We start from the raw sequence: 18,806 nt of genomic DNA, 5'->3' as shown, positions 1-18,806 counted from the left end.
TCAACGACCGCGCACAGCGACGCCATAGGATGGCCGTCATGACTCCGCAACAGCGGCTCAACGCCCTGCTCGAACTCGTGAGCGAACGCGGCAACGTGTCGATCTCCGAGATCGGGGAGATGCTCGGGATCTCGCCGGCGACCGCTCGCCGAGACCTCACGACGCTCGCGGACCAACGACTCGTGACCCGGACGCACGGGGGAGCCGCCGCGCTCGGCACCGGGTACGAGCTCCCGCTGCAGTACAAGATCGCCCGGCAGGCCGAGGCGAAGACCGCCATCGCGCGGGCCGCGGCGCGCCTGGTGCAGCCCGGCGACACGGTGGGGCTCAACGGCGGGACGACGACGACCGAGGTGGCACGGGAACTCGGCAAGAGCGAGCGGTTCACGCGCGCGGACGGCGAGTACGGCGTCACGATCGTCACGAACGCCCTGAACATCGGGTACGAACTCTCGGTGCGCGCCAACGTCAAGATCGTCGTGACCGGCGGTGTCGCGCGTCGGCAGTCGTACGAGCTCGTCGGTCCGCTCGTCCGTGACACCCTCGACGAGTTCGCACTCGACGTCGTGGTCCTCGGCGTCGACGGCCTGAGCGGGCAGTACGGCGCGACCACGATGCACGAGGGCGAGGCCGAGGTCAGTCGGCACTTCGCGTCGGTCGGCCGGCGGGTCATCGTCGTCGCCGACTCGACCAAGATCGAGCGTGCGACCTTCGCCCGGATCTGCCCGCTCGACCGGATCGACACGCTCGTCACGGACCAGCCGGTCCCGCCCGCGTTCGCGGCCGAACTCGCCAGCGGGGGCGTGGAGCTCGTCGTCGCCGACTGAGCTGTCCTCACCCCGAGGGCACCGGACTCGTCTCGTCGACCGTCCACACGCGCGCCAGGTTTCGATCGTGTAAAACCCGACCGCTGCTCCTCGCATGAGCGTTCCGTGATCGCCTATTGTGCATTCATGATCGATTCGGCATCATGGGCGTCACAATCACGCAAGGGAGCGAGATGAGCATGGGTGACGCGAGAACGGCACGACCCCTCCGGGTCGGCATCGTCGGTATGGGACAGCGGGCGGCGATCGCCCGTCACGTGGCTGAGGCGGCTGCCGCCGCTCCCGACCTGGAGGCACGGGTCGTCGCCGTCGCGGACGTCACCGACCAGGGACGCGAGCGGGCACGAGCCGACTACCCGGACGCCCTCGTGGTCGAACGGCACGGGGACCTCGTCGGGTCGGTGGACGCCGCGATCGTCACGACCCCGGACTGGACCCACGCGGAGATCGCGATCGACCTGCTGCGGGCGGGCGTGGCGGTCTACCTCGAGAAGCCCCTGGCGATCACGGTCGAGGACGCCGACGCCGTGCTCAACACCGCCGCCGAGAGCGGGACACCCCTGTACGTCGGCCACAACTTCCGCCACGCCGCCGTCGTGCGGCTCATGCGCGAGATCGTCGACCGCGGCGAGATCGGCCAGGTCAAGGCGGTCTGGTGCCGGCACTTCGTCGGCAACGGCGGCGACTACTACTTCAAGGACTGGCACGCCGACCGCAGCAAGGTGAACTCGCTGCTCCTGCAGAAGGCGAGCCACGACCTCGACGTCATCCACGCCCTCGGCGGTGGGGACACGGCGCGGGTCGTCGGCATGGGTTCCCTGTCCGTCTACGGCGACGTGACCGATCGGCGGGACCGCAGCGGGGAGCTCATGGGGGACTGGTTCTCCCTCGACAACTGGCCGCCGCTCGCCCAGACCGGCCTGAGCCCCGTCGTCGACGTCGAGGACGTCTCGATGGTGATGATGACGCTCGACAACGGCGTGCAGGCCAGCTACGAGCAGTGCCACTTCACGCCGGACTACTGGCGGAACTACACGGTCATCGGCACCGAGGGTCGGCTCGAGAACATCGGCGACACCGGCGGCGGGGTCGTCAAGGTCTGGTCGCACCGGCGCGGATGGGACGTCGCGGGGGACCGCGAGTACCCGATCGCGGGCGTCGAGTCCGGCCACGCCGACGCCGACCTCGTGACGATGACGGAGTTCCTCCGCCACGTCGCGCTGGGGGAGCCCACCACGCTGTCCCCGATCGCCGCCCGCGCCGCCGTGGCCGCCGGCGCCCTCGCGACCCGCTCGCTCCGCAGCGGTTCGGTGCCCATCGACGTCCCGCCGCTCCCGGCGGCGACCATCGCCCACTTCACCACCCCCACCCCGGCCGTCACCCCCTGACGGACTCGCGAAAGGACACCCGATGCACGCACACACCTCCGCGAAGGGCCGAGGCCGTCGCCGCGCGCTCCTCGGCGTCGTCGCCGCGATCGGTGCGGCCGCGCTCCTCGCCGGCTGCAGCACGTCCTCCGGGGCCACCGGCTCCGGCGGTGACTACGAGAAGGCCGCCAAGGACACCAAGGCGACCCTGACGTACGCCGTCTGGGACGAGAACCAGGTCAAGGCGATCAAGGCGAACCTCGAAGGGTTCAACGAGGAGTACCCGGACATCAAGGTGAACGTCGACGTGACGCCGTTCGCCAGCTACTGGACGAAGCTGCAGACGCAGGGCTCCAGTGACACGCTGCCCGACCTCTTCTGGATGAACGGCCCGAACTTCCAGCTGTACGCGGCCAACGGCAAGCTCGCGCCGATCACCGGCGAGGTCAAGTCCGGTGCGATCGACCCCGCGAAGTACTCGTCCGCCCTCAACGACCTGTACACGTACGACGGCACCCAGTACGGCGTCCCGAAGGACTTCGACACCATCGGCGTCTGGATGAACAAGGCGCTGTTCGAGAAGGCCGGCGTGGCCATGCCGTCGAAGAACTGGACCTGGGACGACTTCCAGAAGACCGGTGCCGAGCTGTCCGAGAAGCTCAAGGCGGACGGTGCGTACGGCGCCGCCGCGGGCATGGACGGCCAGACCACCTACTACGACACGATCCTGCAGGCCGGCGGCAACGTGATCAACGCCGACGGCACGAAGTCGGAGTACGCGTCGAAGGCCGCCGAGCAGGGCATCCAGTTCTGGACCGACCTCATCAAGTCGGGCGCCTCGCCGTCGATCAAGCAGCTGACCGACACCACCGCCGACCAGTGGTTCACCTCGGGCAAGGTCGCCATGTACCAGGGCGGCAGCTGGTTCCGTTCGGCACTGACCGGCACCGACCTCGAGAAGGACGTCGTGGTCTACCCGCTGCCGAAGGGCAAGGAGCAGGCGACCGTCATCCACGGTGTCTCGAACGTGGTGTCGGCGACGAGCAAGCACGAGGCCGCAGCGCAGGCGCTGCAGGTCTACCTCGCCGGCAAGCAGGCCCAGCAGCAGCAGGGTGACCTGGGCGCCGTGATCCCCGCGTACGAGGGCACGCAGGACGCCTTCACGAAGACCATGCCGAATGCCGACCTGCAGGTCTTCCTCGACGCGGTCGACTACGCGAAGCCGCTGCCCGTCTCGAAGAACACCGCCGCGTGGAACACCCTCGAGACGAACCTGCTGCCGAGTGCGTTCGACGGTTCGACCCCGGTCGACGAGGTCGCGGAGCAGCTCGCCCAGAAGATGGACGCCGCCCTCGCCAAGGAACAGTGAGCCGGACCCCGTGACGATCCACACCGCGCGGCAACCCGCCGCGGACACCTCGACCCGGGCGCCCCGCGCGCCCGGGTCGGGGGACCCGGGCGCCGAGCGCCCCGACGGCCGGGCCGGCAGCCGGCTCCGACGCACCGACGGCTTCTGGCCGTGGCTGTTCGTCCTCCCGCTGCTCATCGGCGTCGGCGCGTTCTACCTCTGGCCGATCATCCAGACGTTCTGGTACTCGTTCACGAGCTGGGGCGTGTTCGGCGGCGCGACCTTCAGCGGTGTCGCCAACTACGTCCGGCTGGTCTCCGACCCGCAGCTCTACCAGTCGCTGCTCAACACCGTGATCTACACGGTCATCGTGCTCGCCGGCATCCCGATCGCGGTGTGGCTCGCGAGCCTCCTCAACACGCCGGGCCTGCGGTTCGCGCAGTTCTACCGCGTGCTGTTCTTCCTGCCGTACGTCGCCATGCCCGCCGCGATCGCCCTGGTCTGGCGGATCATGTTCAACGGCGACTACGGCATCGTCAACTGGTTCCTCGGCCGCTTCGGCATCGACGGCCCGTACTGGATCTCCACGCCCGGGTTCGCCCTGGTGGCGGTGTCCCTCGTCGGGCTGTGGTCCTCGCTCGGCTTCTCGATGATCATCCTCGGCGCGGGCCTCAAGGACATCCCGCCGGAGCTCTACGAGGCCGCCGAACTCGACGGTGCCTCGCGCTGGCGGCAGTTCCGTTCGGTGACGGTGCCGCTCCTCAGCCCGAGCATCTTCTTCGTGGTGATCGTCACGACGATCTCGAGCTTCCAGCTGTTCGACCTGCTGTACGCGATCCTCGGCAGCACCAACCCGGTGATCCCGAAGACGATGTCCCTCGTCTTCTACTTCTACAGCGCCGGGTTCATCGACAACGACAAGGGCTTCGCGGCCGCGATCGCCATGGTGATCTTCGTGCTCATCGGCATCGTCACCCTCGTGCAGTTCCGGGTCCAGAAGAGATGGGTGCAGGCATGACCGCGACGACCACCCCGCGCACGACCCGACGACGGTCCAGCCGACGCGGTGGGAGCCACTGGTGGATCCACGTGGTCCTGGGCGTCGGCGGCTTCGTGATGGCCTTCCCGTTCCTCTGGCAGATCATCATGTCGCTGTCCACCAACGCGCAGGTGCAGTCGGTCACCCCGACGTTCTGGCCGGGGGACCTGCAGTGGCAGAACTACGTGCAGGTGTTCGAGCGGCTGCCGTTCCTCAGCCAGCTCGGCACGTCGGTGATGGTCACGATCATCCGCACCCTCGCGCAGATCGTCCTCTGCACGCTCGCCGGGTACGCGTTCGCCCGGATGCGGTTCCGCGGACGGGCGATCCTGCTCGGGATCGTGCTGTCGATCCTCCTCGTGCCGTCGCAGGTGTACCTCATCTCGCAGTACCAGATCGTGCAGGGGCTCGGGTGGCTCGACACCCTCATGGGCATCGTCGCGCCGGGGCTGTTCAGCGCCTTCGGCACGTTCCTCATGCGGACGGCGTTCCTCAACCTGCCGCCCGAGCTGGAAGAGGCGGCGAGGATGGACGGCGCGAACCCGTTCCAGACCTTCTGGCGGATCATGCTGCCCCTCGCCCGGCCGTCGATCAGCGTGCTCGCGATCACGACGGTGCTCTGGTCGTGGAACGAGCTGCTCTGGCCGCTCGTGGTCTCGACCCGGGCCGAGGACATGCCCCTCGCGGCGGGCCTCGCGACGCTCTCGAGCGACCGGACGATCGACTACCCGGTCCTCATGGCGGCCAGCCTGATGGCGATGGCGCCCGTCCTGATCATGTTCGTGATCCTGCAGCGGCGCGTGATCGACGGGCTGGCGTCGTCGGGACTGAAGTGATCGCAGCGGCACTGGTCGACTCGATCGGCACCCTTCCCGACGCCGGCACGGTCGCGGCCACGCTCGAGTCGAGCGTGGCGCACCTGCCGGCTCCGGAGCGGGAGTCCGCGATCGTCGCGGCGCTCCGTGCGGCCCGACCGGCGACCGAGTCCTGGCTCCGGTCGCACGGTGCGACACCGCGGCAGGCAGCCGACAGCGTCGCGGACGTCGATCGCAAGCTCGAGCGCTACGGCCTGCGGGGGACCGGTCTCGACTGGTTCTGCGCCGTGGTCACGGCGCGCGTCGTGACGGTCGGACGCCTGCAGTTCGAGATCGGGGCCACGACGGCTGACGGCCGGCCGGCGTGGGACGTGCACGTGCCGGAGTCCGGCCCGCTCGCCGCCGATGCCTGCGACCGGGCGTTCGCCGAGGCGCCGTCGGTCCTCCGGGCACTGGCTCCGGATCTCGCGGGCGAGCAGTGGCAGTGCCGATCGTGGTTCCTCGACCCGGGGCTGCCGACGGCGCTCGGACCGTCGTCCAACCTCGTGCGGTTCGCCCGGCGGTTCCGGCTCGCCCCGAGCGGCCCGGACGACGTCGCCGAGGGCGACGAGAGCGTCGCGAAGTTCGTCTTCGGAGTCCCCCTGCCGACCGCTCGTGCCGCGACGCCGACCGGCCGACTCGACGAGGCCGTCCTCGCACAGTGGCGGACCGGCGAACACTGGACGGTCCGGACCGGCACCGCACCGGTCGCGAGCGGGGCGTAGCGTCAGCGGCATGACCGAACCCGATCGTGACCACCTCGAGGACGGCGTCGACATGTCCTTCGAGGAACGCCGCCAGGACACCTTCCGCCGCATGTCCGGCTCCGACGAGCACGACGCCGATCCCCGGGTCGAGGTCTCGCGAGCCGACGACGGTGACGTCCGCATCGACGTCGCCGACACCGCCGCGGTCCGTCCCGGTGAGGACGACCCGGAGGGCGGCCGCTGACGGCCAGGGTCCCGGTGACGACTGACGGCCGGCTCGGCGGCGTCCGCCGCTGACGGTGGGGCACGGCATGATCGTTCCGTGCACCTCGTCCTCAGCCGCGTCGACGGCGGCGTCCTCGCGACGCCCCTGACCGACGCGGGGACCGCGGAGGGCGAGCCGATCCGGGTGGACGAGCCGCGCCTCCCGGCCTTCGTCGCATCGCGCGACGCACCCGACGTCCGATGGGTGTGGGACGACACCGCACGCTGGTACCCGGCCGTCCTGGCAGCCGGCGGCCGGGTCGGACGCTGCACCGACCTGCGGCTGTGCCGTCGCATCCTGCGGTCCGCGCTGTCCGCACGTGGTTCCGCGCTCGCCGCGGCTCCCGTCGACGGATGGGACGCACCGGCCCAGGAGGCGCGGGTCGTCCGCCCGACGCAGGCCCAGCTCTTCGACGACGCGCTGTTCCAGGTCTCCCCGCCGGACGACGCGCTGGACCCCGTCGCGGAACTCCGCGCCCAGCTCGACGCGATCGCCGGATCGACCGCGCCGGGTGCGCTGCGACTGTTGACGACGGCCGAGTCGGCCGGCGCGCTCGTCGCGGCCGAGATGCTGCACGCGGGCCTGCCGTGGCGTGCGGACGTCCACGAGCGCCTCCTCGAGGACGCGCTCGGCCCGCGGGTGCCCTACGGGGTGCGTCCGCGACGGCTCGAGGAGATCGCCGCGGTGATCCGTGAGCGACTGGACGACCCGTCCCTGAACCCGGACTCGCCGGGCGACGTCCTGAAGTCGTTGCGGCGTGCCGGGCTGATGGTGACGAGCACGCGGAAGTGGGAGCTGCAGGAGATCGAGCACCCGGTCATCGAGCCGCTGCTCGAGTACAAGCGGCTCGCCCGCCTGCTGACCGCGAACGGCTGGACCTGGCTCGACGAGTGGGTGCAGGACGGACGGTTCCACCCGAAGTACCTCGTCGGCGGTGTGGTCACCGGGCGCTGGGCGGCGGACGGCGGGGGAGCGATGCAGCTCCCGAAGGGCGTCCGCGGTGCCGTCGTGGCGGACGAGGGGTGGACGTTCGTCGTCGCGGACGCGGCGCAGCTCGAGCCGCGTGTCCTCGCGGCGATGGCCGGCGACCGGGCGATGGCGAGGGCCGGTGACGGCCGTGACCTGTACGACGGCGTGGTGGCCTCCGGCGCGGTCGAGACCCGGCAGCAGGCGAAGGGCGCGATGCTCGGCGCGATGTACGGGGCGACCCAGGGCGAGGGCGGCCGTCTGGTCCCGCGGCTCGCGCGGGCGTTCCCGGACGCCATCCGCCTCGTCGAGCGTGCCGCGCGGGCGGGGGAGCGCGGCGAACCCGTCACGACCCTCCTCGGCCGGACGTCGCCGATCCCGGAGGCCTCGTGGTTCGAGGCGCGCAACCAGGCCTACACGGTTGACGGGACCCCGGCGATGCAGCGCGCAGTGGAGTCGCGGGCGCGGAGCTGGGGGCGGTTCACGCGCAACTTCATCGTGCAGGGCACCGCCGCCGAGTGGGCGTTGGCGTGGATGGGATCGCTGCGGTCGCGGCTCGTGGCACGGTTCCCGGGGCCGGTGACGGACGGCCCGCACCTCGTGTTCTTCGTGCACGACGAGATCGTGGTGCACACCCCGGCCGAGCACGCCGAGTGGGTGGCGGAACAGGTCCGGGCGGCCGCCGCCGATGCGGGGCGGCTGCTGTTCCGGGACTTCCCGGTGGTGTTCCCGCTGTCGGTCGGGATCGTGCAGGACTACGGCTCGGCCAAGGACTGAGGGAAGGGCGTCCGGCGCGAACCCGGCGTGCGTCGGCCGGCCGGCGTCCGGCGCGCACATCTCCGCTGGGGCAAGGTGGGTCGATGACGAGCGATCCCCCCGAGGCACCCGACCAGCGCGTCGGCGACGTCGACCTCACGACGTGGCGGACGAAGGCGGGCCGGGCGGGCGCAGACCGCTGGACGGAGCTCGGACACCGCTGGGGTGCGCTGCCGCTCCTCGTCGTGACGCTCGTGATCGGGATGGGTGTGGCCGTCGTCGCCACGTGGATCGCGTCCGAGGTGTACGACGCCGTCCGTGAGGGCGACGAGGTCGCCGCGCTGGACCGCCCCGTCCTCGACTGGATGCTGACGCTCCGCTCGCCGACGGCCGACACCCTCGTGACGTGGTGGACGGACATCGCCGGCACGATCGGGATGCCCATCGTCGCGCTCGGGTTCCTCGTGGGCTTCACGGTCCAGCGTCGGGCCTGGACACCCCTCGTGCTCCTCGTCGCGGCGAGCGGCGGATCGCTGCTCATGACCATCGCGGGCAAGGACCTCATCGGGCGCGCACGGCCGCCACTCGCCGACGCCGTCCCGCCCTACGAGCACTCACCGTCGTTCCCGTCCGGGCACACCCTCAACGCGACGGTGATCGTCGGCACGATCGTGTACCTGCTGCTGCTCCGGCAGTCGCACGTCGTGACCCGGGTCTGGACGATCGTCATCGGCACCCTCTTCGTCCTGTCCGTCGGCGCCTCACGGGTGTTCCTCGGGCACCACTGGCTCACCGACGTGCTCGCGGCGTGGGCGCTCGGTCTCGCGTGGCTCGCGCTCGTGATCACGGCGCATCGGTTGTACTTGACGGCGCTCCGGCGCGGTGCCGACCCGTCGCGACCCTCAAGGCGTCCTTCGCAACCGTGAATCGGAGGGCATGGCGTTCCAGAAAGATCACCGATACTTGAATCATCAGCACGAGATTCAAGTTTCGGCCCCTAAAATGGAATGATGGATCGAGCCCGTTTCGCAGGCAGCCCGGTGGGGCGACTCGTCCCGGTTCGCGGAGTCGACGGCCGGACTGGCCGTCCCTACGATCGCGTCGGCTTCGTCCCTGATCCGCTCGCCGACGTCCCCACGCTCTCCGGGCGGACGTGGACCAAGGTGGCTCGGGCGAATCGGGCGCTCGGGGCGCTTCGTCAGGGTTCGTCGCTCATCCCGAACCCCGGGATCCTGCGTGCGCCGACGCTCCGGCGAGAGGCGCAGAGCACGTCGGCGCTCGAAGGGACGTTCGCCCCGCTGGACGAGGTCCTCGCAGCCGAAGCGGTGGGCAAGGCCTCGCGATCGCCGGCGCTGTCCGAGGTCCTGAACTACATCGACACAGCCGAACTCGGGTTCGCCTGGGTGCAGGAGCGGCGCGTCACGACCGGACTCCTCGAGGAACTGCAGTCGGTCCTGGTCCGCGGAACGGCTGCCGACACCCAACAGGCCGGCCACATCAGAACCGTCCCCGTGGCGATCGGAACGCGCGGTGGCGGTATCGAGGACGCCCGCTTCGTTCCGATGCCACCCGGTACGCCGCTGCGCAGCGCAGTCGACGACCTGTTGGACTGGGTCGATGCAGCGCCTCGACAGGATCTCGACCCGGTGGTCGCGGCAGCGCTCACGCACTACCAGTTCGAGACGCTGCACCCGTTCAACGACGGCAACGGCCGGCTCGGACGCTTGCTCATCGTCCTGCAACTGATGCGCTCCGACGTCCTCACAGAACCCTTGCTCAGCGTCTCACCGTGGTTCGAAGCAAGGCGGGACCAGTACCAGGACGCGCTCGCTGCCGTCAGCGCAGAAGGTGCATGGGACGAGTGGGTCGCGCTGTTCGCCGACGGCATCCACAGTTCTGCAGTGGACACCGGGTCCCGGATGTCCGACCTGCTGGCGGTCCAGGCGGAGTACCGCGATCGCATCCGAGCGAGCGGAGCACGCGGCATGGTCCTCGACGTCGCCGAGTACCTCATCGGCGCTCCGTTCGTCACGGTGCCGATGCTCGCGAGCGCCCTCGGGAAGACCTACCAGGCAGCCAGCAACGCGGTCGCTCGACTGGTCGAGCTCGAGATCCTGACCGAGGTCGAGCGCCAGGGGGTCCGTGTCTTCCGAGCATCCAACGTCGTTCAGGTCACGATGCGTCCGGGAGCAGGAAGCGCCGACCCCGTTCGGTGAGCAGGAATGGTCGGGTGGGCACGTCGCGCCCGACCAGTTCTGCTCACGAAGGGGAGCGGCGCGCGCCCAGGAGCGCGCCGCGGAGCGCGCCGGCGTGCGCCCAGCCGCACCCCCGCCCGACCCCGATGAGAGGACCCGTCAGGTCCTCCCGGTAGGTTTCCCCGCATGGAAGAACGGGTCTTCGGCGGTCGCTACCGCGTCACGGGCACGCTCGGGCACGGCGGCATGGCCTCCGTGTACCGCGCGGTCGACGAGCAACTCGGACGCGAGGTCGCCGTCAAGGTGTTCCGCATCGGACCGGTCGACCACGGTGAGCGTGCACGGGCCGAAGCGGAGATCCAGACCCTCGCCGCGATGCGGAGCCCGGCCCTCGTCACGCTGTACGACGCCGCACTCGACGACGTCGACGGCGACTCGTACCTGGTGATGGAGCTCGTCCCGGGGAGCGACCTGGCCACGCGGCTCCGCGAGGGCCCGCTCGACCCGTCCACGACGGCGCGGGTCGGGGCGCAGATCGCCGACGGGCTCGCAGCAGTGAACGCACAGGGCATCGTCCACCGCGACGTGAAGCCGGCGAACGTGCTGCTGGAGAGCGACGGCTCGCACGTGAAGCTCGCGGACTTCGGGATCGCCCTGCTCCGTGACGCCGCCCGCGTCACGGGGACCGGCACGGTGATGGGCACGGCCGCGTACCTCGCCCCGGAGCAGGTCCTCGCGCAGGGCATCAGCGGCAAGGCGGACGTCTACGCGCTGGGGCTGGTGCTCCTCGAGTGCCTGACCGGGCGACGGCCGTTCCCGGGCAGCGCCGTGGAGTCCGCGACCGCGCGCCTCACCCGCGGGCCGGAGATCGACCAGCACCTGCCGACGGCCTGGCGCACCCTGCTGCACGTGATGACCGCGCAGGACCCGGCGGAGCGTCCGACCGCGGCCGAGGCTGCACAGCGCCTCCGCGCGCTCGGCTTCGACGAGGCCGCCACGGCCACGCAGCTCCTGCCGGCGGGTCCGGGCACCGTGACGCCCGCCGGAGCGGCCGGAGCCGCCGCCGCGGGAGCCGCTGCCGGAGCAGCAGCAGCCGGCGGTGCCGCCTCCGGTGCCGATGCCGCCGCCCGTGCTGCAGCGGCCGACACGGCGACCCAGGCGATGCCCACGAGCAGCGCGTCCCCGGGCGGTGCCGACGACGCGACCCGTGTCCTCGGCACGCAGCAGCCGAACGCCTCCGACGACGTGGCCACCACGATCCTCGGTGCTCAGCGCGGCGCGACCGGTGCGGGCGGCGCGACCGGGGCCGGTGGCCCAGGCGCAGCGGGCGGACCAGTCGCCCCACGAGGACCGGTGCCGCCGACCACGCCCCTGGCCGACGACCCGAGGAAGCGCCGGCGCGGACCGATCATCGCCGCGGTGATCGTCATCGTCCTCGTGCTCATCGGCATCGCGGTCGCCCTCTTCGCGCTGAACGGCGACGACTCCACGCCGGCGCCGACCGACTCGAGCACCTCCTCGACCCCGAGCGACGACCAGCAGCCGAGCGAGCCCGAGCAGCAGCCGAGCGAGCCACAGCAGCAGCAGCCGAGTGAACCCGAGCAGCAGCCCAGTGAGCCGCAGCAGCAGCCGAGTGAGCCCGAGCAGCAGCCGAGCGAACCGGAAGAGGAGCCGAGCGAGCCGGCCGAGGACCCGTCGGTCGGACCGGAGCCGAGCACGCCGGTGACGAACCCGGTGCAGGACCCGCTCGACGACAGCGGGGCGGCAGCGGACGTCAGCGCCCCCGGCAACTCCGAGAACGCACCCGGCCACAACAAGCCCTGACCGGACGGGTCCTGGCAGCGGGACGGACACGCCGCGGGTTTTCGTCCAGACGCTGGACCAAATAGGGTGACAGCGTGCGAGAACTGCAACGGAGCGGTGGACCGACGACGGCTGTGGCCGCGCGGAACGGTGTCGGGTTCGGGTCGGCCGAGGGGTTCCTCGTCGAACGACCAGCGGGTGTCGGAACGGAGCCCGCGGTCGTCCCCGGTTTCGCAGGCAGGACGATCGAGCCCGGTCAGGAGCTGTCCTGGGTCTGGTTCCCGGAGCGCACCCTGCGCGAGGGGTTGACCGAACCGTCCGAAGCCGACCTGGCGGACTTCTGGGACGCCACCGCCTTCGCCCTCGACGTCGTCTTCACCGACGGCACGCGCCTCACCGACGCGGCACACGACCAGGGTGCAGCACACGACCAGGGCGCAGCACACGACCAGTACGGCGACGCCCTGACGCCGGACGCGCAGGACGCCGCCCGCAAGCAGTGGGTCGACCAGTGGAACCGTCGCGCAGTGGACCTCACGCCGTTCGCGGGTCGCGTCGTCGACCGCCTGGAGGCGCGGCTCGGCTCAACGACGGAGCCCCCGTCCGTCGACGGGGGACGCCCGGCACTCCGCGGCTGGCTCGACGACGTCCGCATCGAGGCTGCACGCCCGGCTCCGGCGACCCCGCTCGACCACGTCCGCACGACCCGCGGCACCCAGGCGTCCTCCCGGTTCTCCCGCGGGAACAACGCGCCGCTCGTCGGACTCCCGCACGGCGGTGTCTTCGGGCTGCCGATGACCGATGCGTCGAGCAACCGGTGGCCGTACGCCTACCAGGAGCACGACCGGGTCGACGCCGCCGGCGCACTGCGGCCGGCGATCCAGGGCTTCGCGACGAGCCACATCCCGTCGCCGTGGATGGGGGACCGCGGGGTCTTCCAGGTGATGCCGTCCCCGCTCGACACCCCCGACGTCGACCGGCAGGCGCGTGCGCTCGCCTTCGACCACGACCACGAGCTCGACGGGCCGCACCGCTACCGGGTCGACCTCGAGCACGGTGTCACGGCGGAGATGACGGCGGGGGAGTTCGCGCTCGGCTTCCGGTTCTCCGGCGTGCGGAGCATCGTGCTCGACCACCACGGCCGGGTGTCGGACGTCTCGGTGACGGTCACCGACGGCACCGCCGTGGTCGAGGCCGTGCTGGACGACCGTCCGGGCACGCCGCCGCACCACGTGCACGTCCGGATCCCCGGTGTGACCGCGGACCACACGACGATCGGGGCGCACGAGCTGCGCGGCTGGCTCACGGTCGAGGGACCCGACGTCGACGTGCTCCTCGGCATCTCGACGGTGTCGGTCGAGGACGCCCGTGCGAACCTCGCGGCCGCCGGCTCGTTCGAGGTGATGCGCACCCGCGCCGAGCAGCTCTGGACCGAGAAGCTCGCGACGCTGTCCTTCGACGGTGCCACCCCGGACCAGCTGACGTCGCTGTACTCCGGGCTGTACCGCCTGTTCCTCTACCCGAACCGGGCCGGCGAGACCGCGCTCACCGGCTCGCCGCACCACCGGTCGCCCTACGGCGCCGTCCAGGCGGAGCCGATCCGCGACGAACCCGGACCCGAGATCGTCGACGGGCCGTTCACGACGACGAACGGCTTCTGGGACACCTACCGGACCGCGTGGCCGTTGCTCGCGCTCCTCACCCCGGACACGGCGGGCGAGCTCGCCCAGGGCTTCGTCGAGCACCACCACGACGGCGGTTGGACGCCCCGGTGGAGTGCCCCCGGCGCCGAGGACTGCATGACCGGCACCACGAGCGACACCGTCTTCGCAGACCTCGCGGCGAAGGACGTCACCGGCTTCGACCTGACGGAGGCGTACCGGAGCGCACTGCGGAACGCGACCGTCCCGCCACGCGACGAACGTGTCGGACGCAAGGGGAGCCTCCCGGGCGCCTTCCGCGGCCACGTCGACACCGCGACCCACGAGGGGATGTCCTGGACCCTCGACGCGGCGATCAACGACTGGGGGCTCGCCGTGATGGCGAGCCGGCTCGCCGCGCGTGCCGGCACCCCGGCCGACCTCGCCCGCTACGAGGCCGAGGCCGAGTGGTTCTCGAGGCGGTCCCTGCAGTACCGGAACGTCTTCGACTCCGAGCGCGGCTTCTTCATCGGCCGCGACCCGGACGGCTCGTGGCGGGTCGGCACCGAGTTCGACCCACGCGACTGGGGCGACGACTACACCGAGACGAACGCGTGGGGCACCGCCTTCACCGCCCCGCACGACGGCGCCGGCGTCGTCGACCTGCACGGGGGACCGGAGCGGTTCGACGCCGCGCTCGACGCGTTCTTCGCCACCCCGGAGACCGGAGCGTCGGAGCACGCCGGGTCGTACGGCTTCCCCATCCACGAGATGACCGAGGCCCGCGACGTGCGGATGGGCATGCTCGGCCTGTCGAACCAGCCGGCGCACCACATCCCGTTCTTCCCGATGTTCACCGGGCGGCACGACGACGCGCACCGCATCGTCCGCGAATCCCTGGAGCGCCTGTTCGTCGGCTCCGACCTCGGCCAGGGCTACCCGGGCGACGAGGACAACGGCGAGATGAGCGCCTGGTACGTCTTCGCCACGATCGGCCTGTACCCGTTGGCGCCGTCCACGGGTTCCTACGTGCTCGTGCCGCCGTCGGTCCGGCGGACGGTGCTGCGCCAGTCTGGAGGCGCGGAGACCGTCATCGAGGTCGCCGCCGGTTCCGCAGGGGCGTACGTCGCGTCGGTGACGGTCGACGGCTCGCCGTGGACGTCGGTGAGCATCGCGCACGACGTGGTGGTCCGGGCGTCGCGGATCGAGTTCACCCTGTCGGACACGCCGCAGGGCTGGGCGTCGGACACCCGTCCGGTGTCGGCGTCCGAGGTGCACGGGTACCGCGACACCCCGGTCGACGTGCTGTCCCCCGTGGCGTCGGACGGCGTGGCGGGCGCGTTGGCGGACGACGTCGGTCGGACGGTCACGACGCTCGCCGCGGGGTCCTCGGTCTCGTTCGACGTCGAGCACTCCGACGTGTCGCTGTACACGGTGACCGTGGCGGCGCCGGGCACGTACTCGTGGGAGGCCTCCCTCGGGGACACCCACGTCGCCGTGCAGGACGCCGTCTTCGACTGGACGGGCCAGACGCGGGTGTTCCGGCTGCAGGGCTCCGGCTCGGCGTTCTCGTTCACGGCGGTGTCCGACCTGGAGCTCACCCAGCTCGAACTCATCGCGGCGGACGGACAGCGCTGACCCGCCGTTCACCGAGCCGGAGCATGCTCGCCCCATGTCGATGAGCGCACCCTTCGATCCCGAACAGGCCGGCCGCTCCGTCCCGGTGGACGGCTCCGACGAGGACGAACTCCAGGTGGAGGAGGACCGCGGCGCCGACGTCGGCGAGGACTCCGTCGACCCGAGCGTGTCCGTGGCCCGCCACGACGACGAGGACGAGGCCGGCGGGGGACCGGTGTTCCGACGTCCCGAGCCCGGCGACCGGCTGCACCCGGGCGACGCCTGACCCCATCGCGCACGCCGTGCCCGTTCTTGGCGGATTGCCAAGCGGGACCGGCATGCTCGTCGGCATGTCGATTGCGAACTCGTTCGATCCGTCCGGCGGCCGTGCGATCCCCGAGGACCAGGTCCGCGAGGACGGGCTCGAGCTCGACGAGGACCCGGCCATGCTCGGGATCTCGTTCGACGTGGTGGGCGGCGCCTCCGCCGATCCCGCTGCGGTGTCACCCGTGGACATCAGCGTCCCGCGCACCCCGACCTCCGCCGACTGACCCGCCAGCCGTCGGCGGCCCGCGGACTCGGCGCGCCGAGATCGCACTCCGTGCCGCTTCAGCCGATCGCGCCGCCGCCGGAGTGCGATCTCACGGCGCTTCGACGTCGGTGTGGCTTCGCGCAACGAAAGGCACCTCGCGCCACGCTTCCGCGCGGTTCGGGGTGCCTTCGGTTGTGCGGGCGGCGCGGGACGCCGCGCCCGCTCAGGGGACGGTGTGCCCGGCGGCCGTGAAGATCCGGTACCACTCCTCGCGGGAGAGCGCCACGTCCGAGCCCGCCGCGGAGTCACGCACGCGCTGCGGGTTCGTCGTGCCGAGGACGACCTGGAAGTGCGCGGGGTGCCGGGTGATCCACGCGACGGCGATCCCGGTCGGGGTGACGCCGTGCGCGGCCGCGATCTCGTCCAGCACGTCGTTGAGCTCGGCGTAGTGCTCGCGGTCGCCGAGGAAGACGCCGTCGAAGAAGCCCTTCTGGAACGGCGACCAGGCCTGCAGCGTCACGTCGTTGAGGCGTGAGGAGTTGAGGATGTCGTTGTCGCGGTCGATCGACTGGTCGAGCCCGCCCATGTTCGCGGCGACGCCCTGGGAGATGACGTTGGCGTGGGTGATGCTCAGCTGCACCTGGTTGAAGGCGAGCGGACGGGTGACGTGCTTCTTGAGCAGTGCGACCTGGCCGGGGGTGTGGTTCGAGACACCGAAGTGGTGCACCTTGCCGGCTGCGTGCAGTTCGTCGAAGGCCTTCGCGACCTCTTCCGGCTCGACCAGGGCGTCGGGACGGTGCAGGAGCAGCACGTCGATGTAGTCCGTGCGCAGGGCCTCGAGCGACTCGTGCACCGACTCGAGGATGTGCTCGTAGGAGAAGTCGAAGTACGCGCCGTTCGCCGTCGGGCGGATACCGACCTTCGTCTGCAGCACGATCTCGGCGCGCTCGGCCGCCGACAGCGTGACCGCGGCACCGAACCGCTCCTCGCAGCCGTGCCAGCCGCCGTAGACCGCGGCGTGGTCGAACATCGTGACGCCGGCGTCGCGTGACGCTGCGTAGAGCGACCGGATGTCCTCGTCGCTCATGTCGTTGATCCGCATCAGTCCGACGATCACGTCGGAGGCGGTGAGGTCCGTCTGTGGCAACTCCAGTGTCTTCACGCCGACGATCCTGCCACCGACGCCGGGCGACAGGCAGGCCCTGCCAGTGCCACGTCGTTCAGTGCACCGAGAACCCGCCGTCGACCGCGATGGACTGCCCGGTGACGTACGCCGAACCGTCCCCGGCGAGGAACACCGCAGCCGCGGCGAAGTCGGACGCGACACCGTTCCGGCCGACCAGGGTCCGCGCGGCGAGCGCCGACACCGTTGCCGGGTCGGCGCTGAGGCGCCGGTTCAGCGGCGTCTGGACGAAACCGGGGACGAGGACGTTGGAGGTGACCCCCTGCCCGGACCAGGCCTCTGCCTGGGAGCGGGCCAGTGCCTCCAGGCCCGCCTTGGAGACCCCGTACGCGCCGCTGGCCGCGAACGGGCGGTGGGCCTGCTGCGAACTGATCGAGACGATGCGGCCGTGGCCGCGTGCCGCCATGCCCGGCGCGAGTCGCTGCCCGAGGACGAACGGGGCGTCGAGGTTCACGGCCATCGTCGCGTCCCAGGTGTCCTCGTCGAGTTCGGCCATCGGCGGCCGGAGGTTGATCCCCGCGGAGTTGACGAGCACGTCGACCTGTCCCGCGGCGTCGGCGAGGGCGTGCGCGCCGGCACGTGTGGCGAGGTCCGCGACGATGCCGTCCGCGGATCCACCGGTCGCTCGGACCGACGCGACCGTCTCGTCGATCGTGGCTCGTGTGCGGGCGGCGACGAGCACGTGGGCACCCGCATCGGCGAGCGCGACGACGATGGCCTGCCCGATGCCGGAACTGCCCCCGGTCACGAGCGCGGTACGGCCGTCGAGTCCGAAGAGCTGTTGCAGCGACATCCGGCCAGGCTACCGACGCCCGTACGCTGGGACCGTGCGCGACGACCTGCTCCCCGTGCTCGCCTGCCCCGTGTGCGCCGAGCCGCTCGGTCGTACCGGCTCCGGCCAGGTCGGTTGCGCGACCGGCCACCGGTTCGACGAGGCGAAGCAGGGGCATCTGACCCTCCTGCCGGCGAAACGACGCGCGCTCACCGCCGACACCCCGGAGATGGTCGACGCGCGACTGCGGTTCCTCGGGCGCGGGCACTACGCGCCCGTCGAGCGGGCGCTCGCCGCGGTCGTCGCCGAGGCGACGGCGCCGGGCATCGTCCTCGACGTCGGTTCCGGCCCGGGCACGTACCTGGCCCACGCACTGGACGCAGCAGACGGGAGGCACGGGGCCGCCCCCGGCGCATCAGCCTCGGTCGACGGCGACGCGGATCCACGGCTCGGGGTCGCGTTGGACCTGTCGGCCGTCGCGATCCGGCGGGCTGCACGGGCCCACGAGCGTGCCGGTGCGGTCGTCGGGGACGTGACCGAGCGCCTCCCGGTCGTCGACGGCGCCGCAGCCGTCGTGCTCGACGTCTTCGCGCCGCGCAACCAGACGGAGTACGCCCGGGTGCTGCACCCGGACGGTGTGCTCGTCGTGGTGACCCCGCGGACCGGCCACCTGGCGGAGCTGGCGGCGGCGACGATCACGGTGGACCCGGAGAAGGAGCGACGCCTGCGCGACTCGTTGACGCCGGCGTTCGTGCTGCGGAGCTCGGACGACCTCACGTGGACGATGGACCTGTCCGCCGAGGACGTCCACGACGTCGTGCACATGGGTCCGAGCCACCACCACGTCGACGCGGACACGGTGTTCGCGCCCGCCGCGGTCACCGCTGCCGTGACGGTCAGCACCTGGACGCCCGCGCGCTGACTAGGCTCGTTCC

17 protein-coding genes are annotated in these 18,806 nt (G+C 71.5%); 15 read left to right on the top strand and 2 right to left on the bottom strand.

Annotation, left to right across the window (positions count from 1 at the left end):
• Window positions 1-38 precede the first annotated feature (38 nt).
• The 14 genes from DEJ28_RS17470 to DEJ28_RS17405 all read left to right on the top strand — a co-directional run bounded on the left by DEJ28_RS17470 (window position 39) and on the right by DEJ28_RS17405 (window position 15,935).
• On the top strand, window positions 39-827 hold the full coding sequence (locus DEJ28_RS17470; RefSeq protein ID WP_181433609.1) for a DeoR/GlpR family DNA-binding transcription regulator: 789 nt from the start codon (window positions 39-41) through the stop codon (window positions 825-827).
• Between the two features lie 179 nt (window positions 828-1,006).
• Window positions 1,007-2,215: a Gfo/Idh/MocA family protein gene (locus tag DEJ28_RS17465; RefSeq protein ID WP_111114457.1), complete on the top strand. Its 1,209-nt coding sequence runs from the start codon at window positions 1,007-1,009 to the stop codon at window positions 2,213-2,215.
• A gap of 22 nt (window positions 2,216-2,237) precedes the next feature.
• A complete protein-coding gene (locus tag DEJ28_RS17460; RefSeq protein WP_111114456.1) occupies window positions 2,238-3,563 on the top strand; it encodes an ABC transporter substrate-binding protein in 1,326 nt (441 codons plus the stop codon).
• A 10-nt stretch (window positions 3,564-3,573) separates the two neighbouring features.
• Entirely contained in the window at window positions 3,574-4,560 is a 987-nt protein-coding gene (locus tag DEJ28_RS17455; RefSeq protein WP_258367912.1) for a carbohydrate ABC transporter permease, read from the top strand.
• Window positions 4,557-5,417, top strand: a complete 861-nt coding sequence (locus tag DEJ28_RS17450; protein WP_258367911.1) for a carbohydrate ABC transporter permease — start codon at window positions 4,557-4,559, stop codon at window positions 5,415-5,417. Before DEJ28_RS17455 ends, DEJ28_RS17450 begins: the two co-directional genes overlap by 4 nt.
• On the top strand, window positions 5,414-6,160 hold the full coding sequence (locus DEJ28_RS17445; protein WP_111114455.1) for a hypothetical protein: 747 nt from the start codon (window positions 5,414-5,416) through the stop codon (window positions 6,158-6,160). Before DEJ28_RS17450 ends, DEJ28_RS17445 begins: the two co-directional genes overlap by 4 nt.
• Window positions 6,161-6,170: 10 nt before the next feature.
• Window positions 6,171-6,386: a hypothetical protein gene (locus tag DEJ28_RS17440; RefSeq protein WP_111114454.1), complete on the top strand. Its 216-nt coding sequence runs from the start codon at window positions 6,171-6,173 to the stop codon at window positions 6,384-6,386.
• 78 nt (window positions 6,387-6,464) lie between these two features.
• Entirely contained in the window at window positions 6,465-8,150 is a 1,686-nt protein-coding gene (locus DEJ28_RS17435; RefSeq protein ID WP_111114453.1) for a bifunctional 3'-5' exonuclease/DNA polymerase, read from the top strand.
• Window positions 8,151-8,233: 83 nt separating this feature from the next.
• Window positions 8,234-9,055 carry a phosphatase PAP2 family protein gene (locus tag DEJ28_RS17430; RefSeq protein ID WP_111114452.1) on the top strand — a complete coding sequence of 274 codons (822 nt, stop codon included), beginning with the start codon at window positions 8,234-8,236 and terminating at the stop codon, window positions 9,053-9,055.
• A 237-nt stretch (window positions 9,056-9,292) separates the two neighbouring features.
• Window positions 9,293-10,345: a Fic family protein gene (locus tag DEJ28_RS17425; protein WP_181433608.1), complete on the top strand. Its 1,053-nt coding sequence runs from the start codon at window positions 9,293-9,295 to the stop codon at window positions 10,343-10,345.
• A gap of 165 nt (window positions 10,346-10,510) precedes the next feature.
• Window positions 10,511-12,148: a serine/threonine-protein kinase gene (locus tag DEJ28_RS17420; RefSeq protein ID WP_111114450.1), complete on the top strand. Its 1,638-nt coding sequence runs from the start codon at window positions 10,511-10,513 to the stop codon at window positions 12,146-12,148.
• A 74-nt stretch (window positions 12,149-12,222) separates the two neighbouring features.
• Window positions 12,223-15,405, top strand: coding sequence for a GH92 family glycosyl hydrolase (locus DEJ28_RS17415; RefSeq protein WP_258367910.1), 3,183 nt, complete (start codon window positions 12,223-12,225; stop codon window positions 15,403-15,405).
• Window positions 15,406-15,439: 34 nt separating this feature from the next.
• Window positions 15,440-15,670, top strand: a complete 231-nt coding sequence (locus DEJ28_RS17410) for a hypothetical protein (protein ID WP_111114448.1) — start codon at window positions 15,440-15,442, stop codon at window positions 15,668-15,670.
• 64 nt (window positions 15,671-15,734) lie between these two features.
• Window positions 15,735-15,935, top strand: coding sequence for a hypothetical protein (locus tag DEJ28_RS17405; protein ID WP_146248796.1), 201 nt, complete (start codon window positions 15,735-15,737; stop codon window positions 15,933-15,935).
• Between the two features lie 204 nt (window positions 15,936-16,139).
• Here DEJ28_RS17405 and DEJ28_RS17400 read toward each other — a convergent pair whose 3' ends face one another.
• The gene (locus tag DEJ28_RS17400; RefSeq protein WP_111114446.1) at window positions 16,140-17,078 is read right to left on the bottom strand and encodes an aldo/keto reductase; all 939 of its coding nucleotides are present in this window, start codon (window positions 17,076-17,078) and stop codon (window positions 16,140-16,142) included.
• Window positions 17,079-17,136: 58 nt separating this feature from the next.
• Window positions 17,137-17,892 (bottom strand): SDR family NAD(P)-dependent oxidoreductase, encoded by a 756-nt coding sequence (locus DEJ28_RS17395; RefSeq protein ID WP_111114445.1) that lies wholly within the window; start codon window positions 17,890-17,892, stop codon window positions 17,137-17,139.
• A gap of 34 nt (window positions 17,893-17,926) precedes the next feature.
• On the opposite strand from DEJ28_RS17395, the gene DEJ28_RS17390 reads away from it, so the two are divergent.
• Window positions 17,927-18,793, top strand: a complete 867-nt coding sequence (locus DEJ28_RS17390; protein ID WP_111114444.1) for a putative RNA methyltransferase — start codon at window positions 17,927-17,929, stop codon at window positions 18,791-18,793.
• The last annotated feature ends 13 nt before the right edge of the window (window positions 18,794-18,806 follow it).

It is taken from the genome of Curtobacterium sp. MCPF17_002, assembly GCF_003234115.2.
GTDB lineage: Bacteria > Actinomycetota > Actinomycetes > Actinomycetales > Microbacteriaceae > Curtobacterium.
The sequence above is the reverse complement of the archived record's forward strand: the minus strand, read 5'-3'. Positions and strand labels throughout refer to the sequence as shown.

Excerpts from the sequence above, each read along its gene's own strand:
- DEJ28_RS17470 (WP_181433609.1), top strand. The coding sequence starts at position 39 with ATGACTCCGCAACAGCGGCTCAACGCCCTGCTCGAACTCGTGAGCGAA.
- DEJ28_RS17465 (WP_111114457.1), top strand. The coding sequence starts at position 1,007 with ATGGGTGACGCGAGAACGGCACGACCCCTCCGGGTCGGCATCGTCGGT.
- DEJ28_RS17460 (WP_111114456.1), top strand. The coding sequence starts at position 2,238 with ATGCACGCACACACCTCCGCGAAGGGCCGAGGCCGTCGCCGCGCGCTC.
- DEJ28_RS17450 (WP_258367911.1), top strand. The coding sequence starts at position 4,557 with ATGACCGCGACGACCACCCCGCGCACGACCCGACGACGGTCCAGCCGA.
- DEJ28_RS17440 (WP_111114454.1), top strand. The coding sequence starts at position 6,171 with ATGACCGAACCCGATCGTGACCACCTCGAGGACGGCGTCGACATGTCC.
- DEJ28_RS17430 (WP_111114452.1), top strand. The coding sequence starts at position 8,234 with ATGACGAGCGATCCCCCCGAGGCACCCGACCAGCGCGTCGGCGACGTC.
- DEJ28_RS17420 (WP_111114450.1), top strand. The coding sequence starts at position 10,511 with ATGGAAGAACGGGTCTTCGGCGGTCGCTACCGCGTCACGGGCACGCTC.
- DEJ28_RS17410 (WP_111114448.1), top strand. The coding sequence starts at position 15,440 with ATGTCGATGAGCGCACCCTTCGATCCCGAACAGGCCGGCCGCTCCGTC.
- DEJ28_RS17405 (WP_146248796.1), top strand. The coding sequence starts at position 15,735 with ATGTCGATTGCGAACTCGTTCGATCCGTCCGGCGGCCGTGCGATCCCC.
- DEJ28_RS17395 (WP_111114445.1), bottom strand. The coding sequence starts at position 17,892 with ATGTCGCTGCAACAGCTCTTCGGACTCGACGGCCGTACCGCGCTCGTG.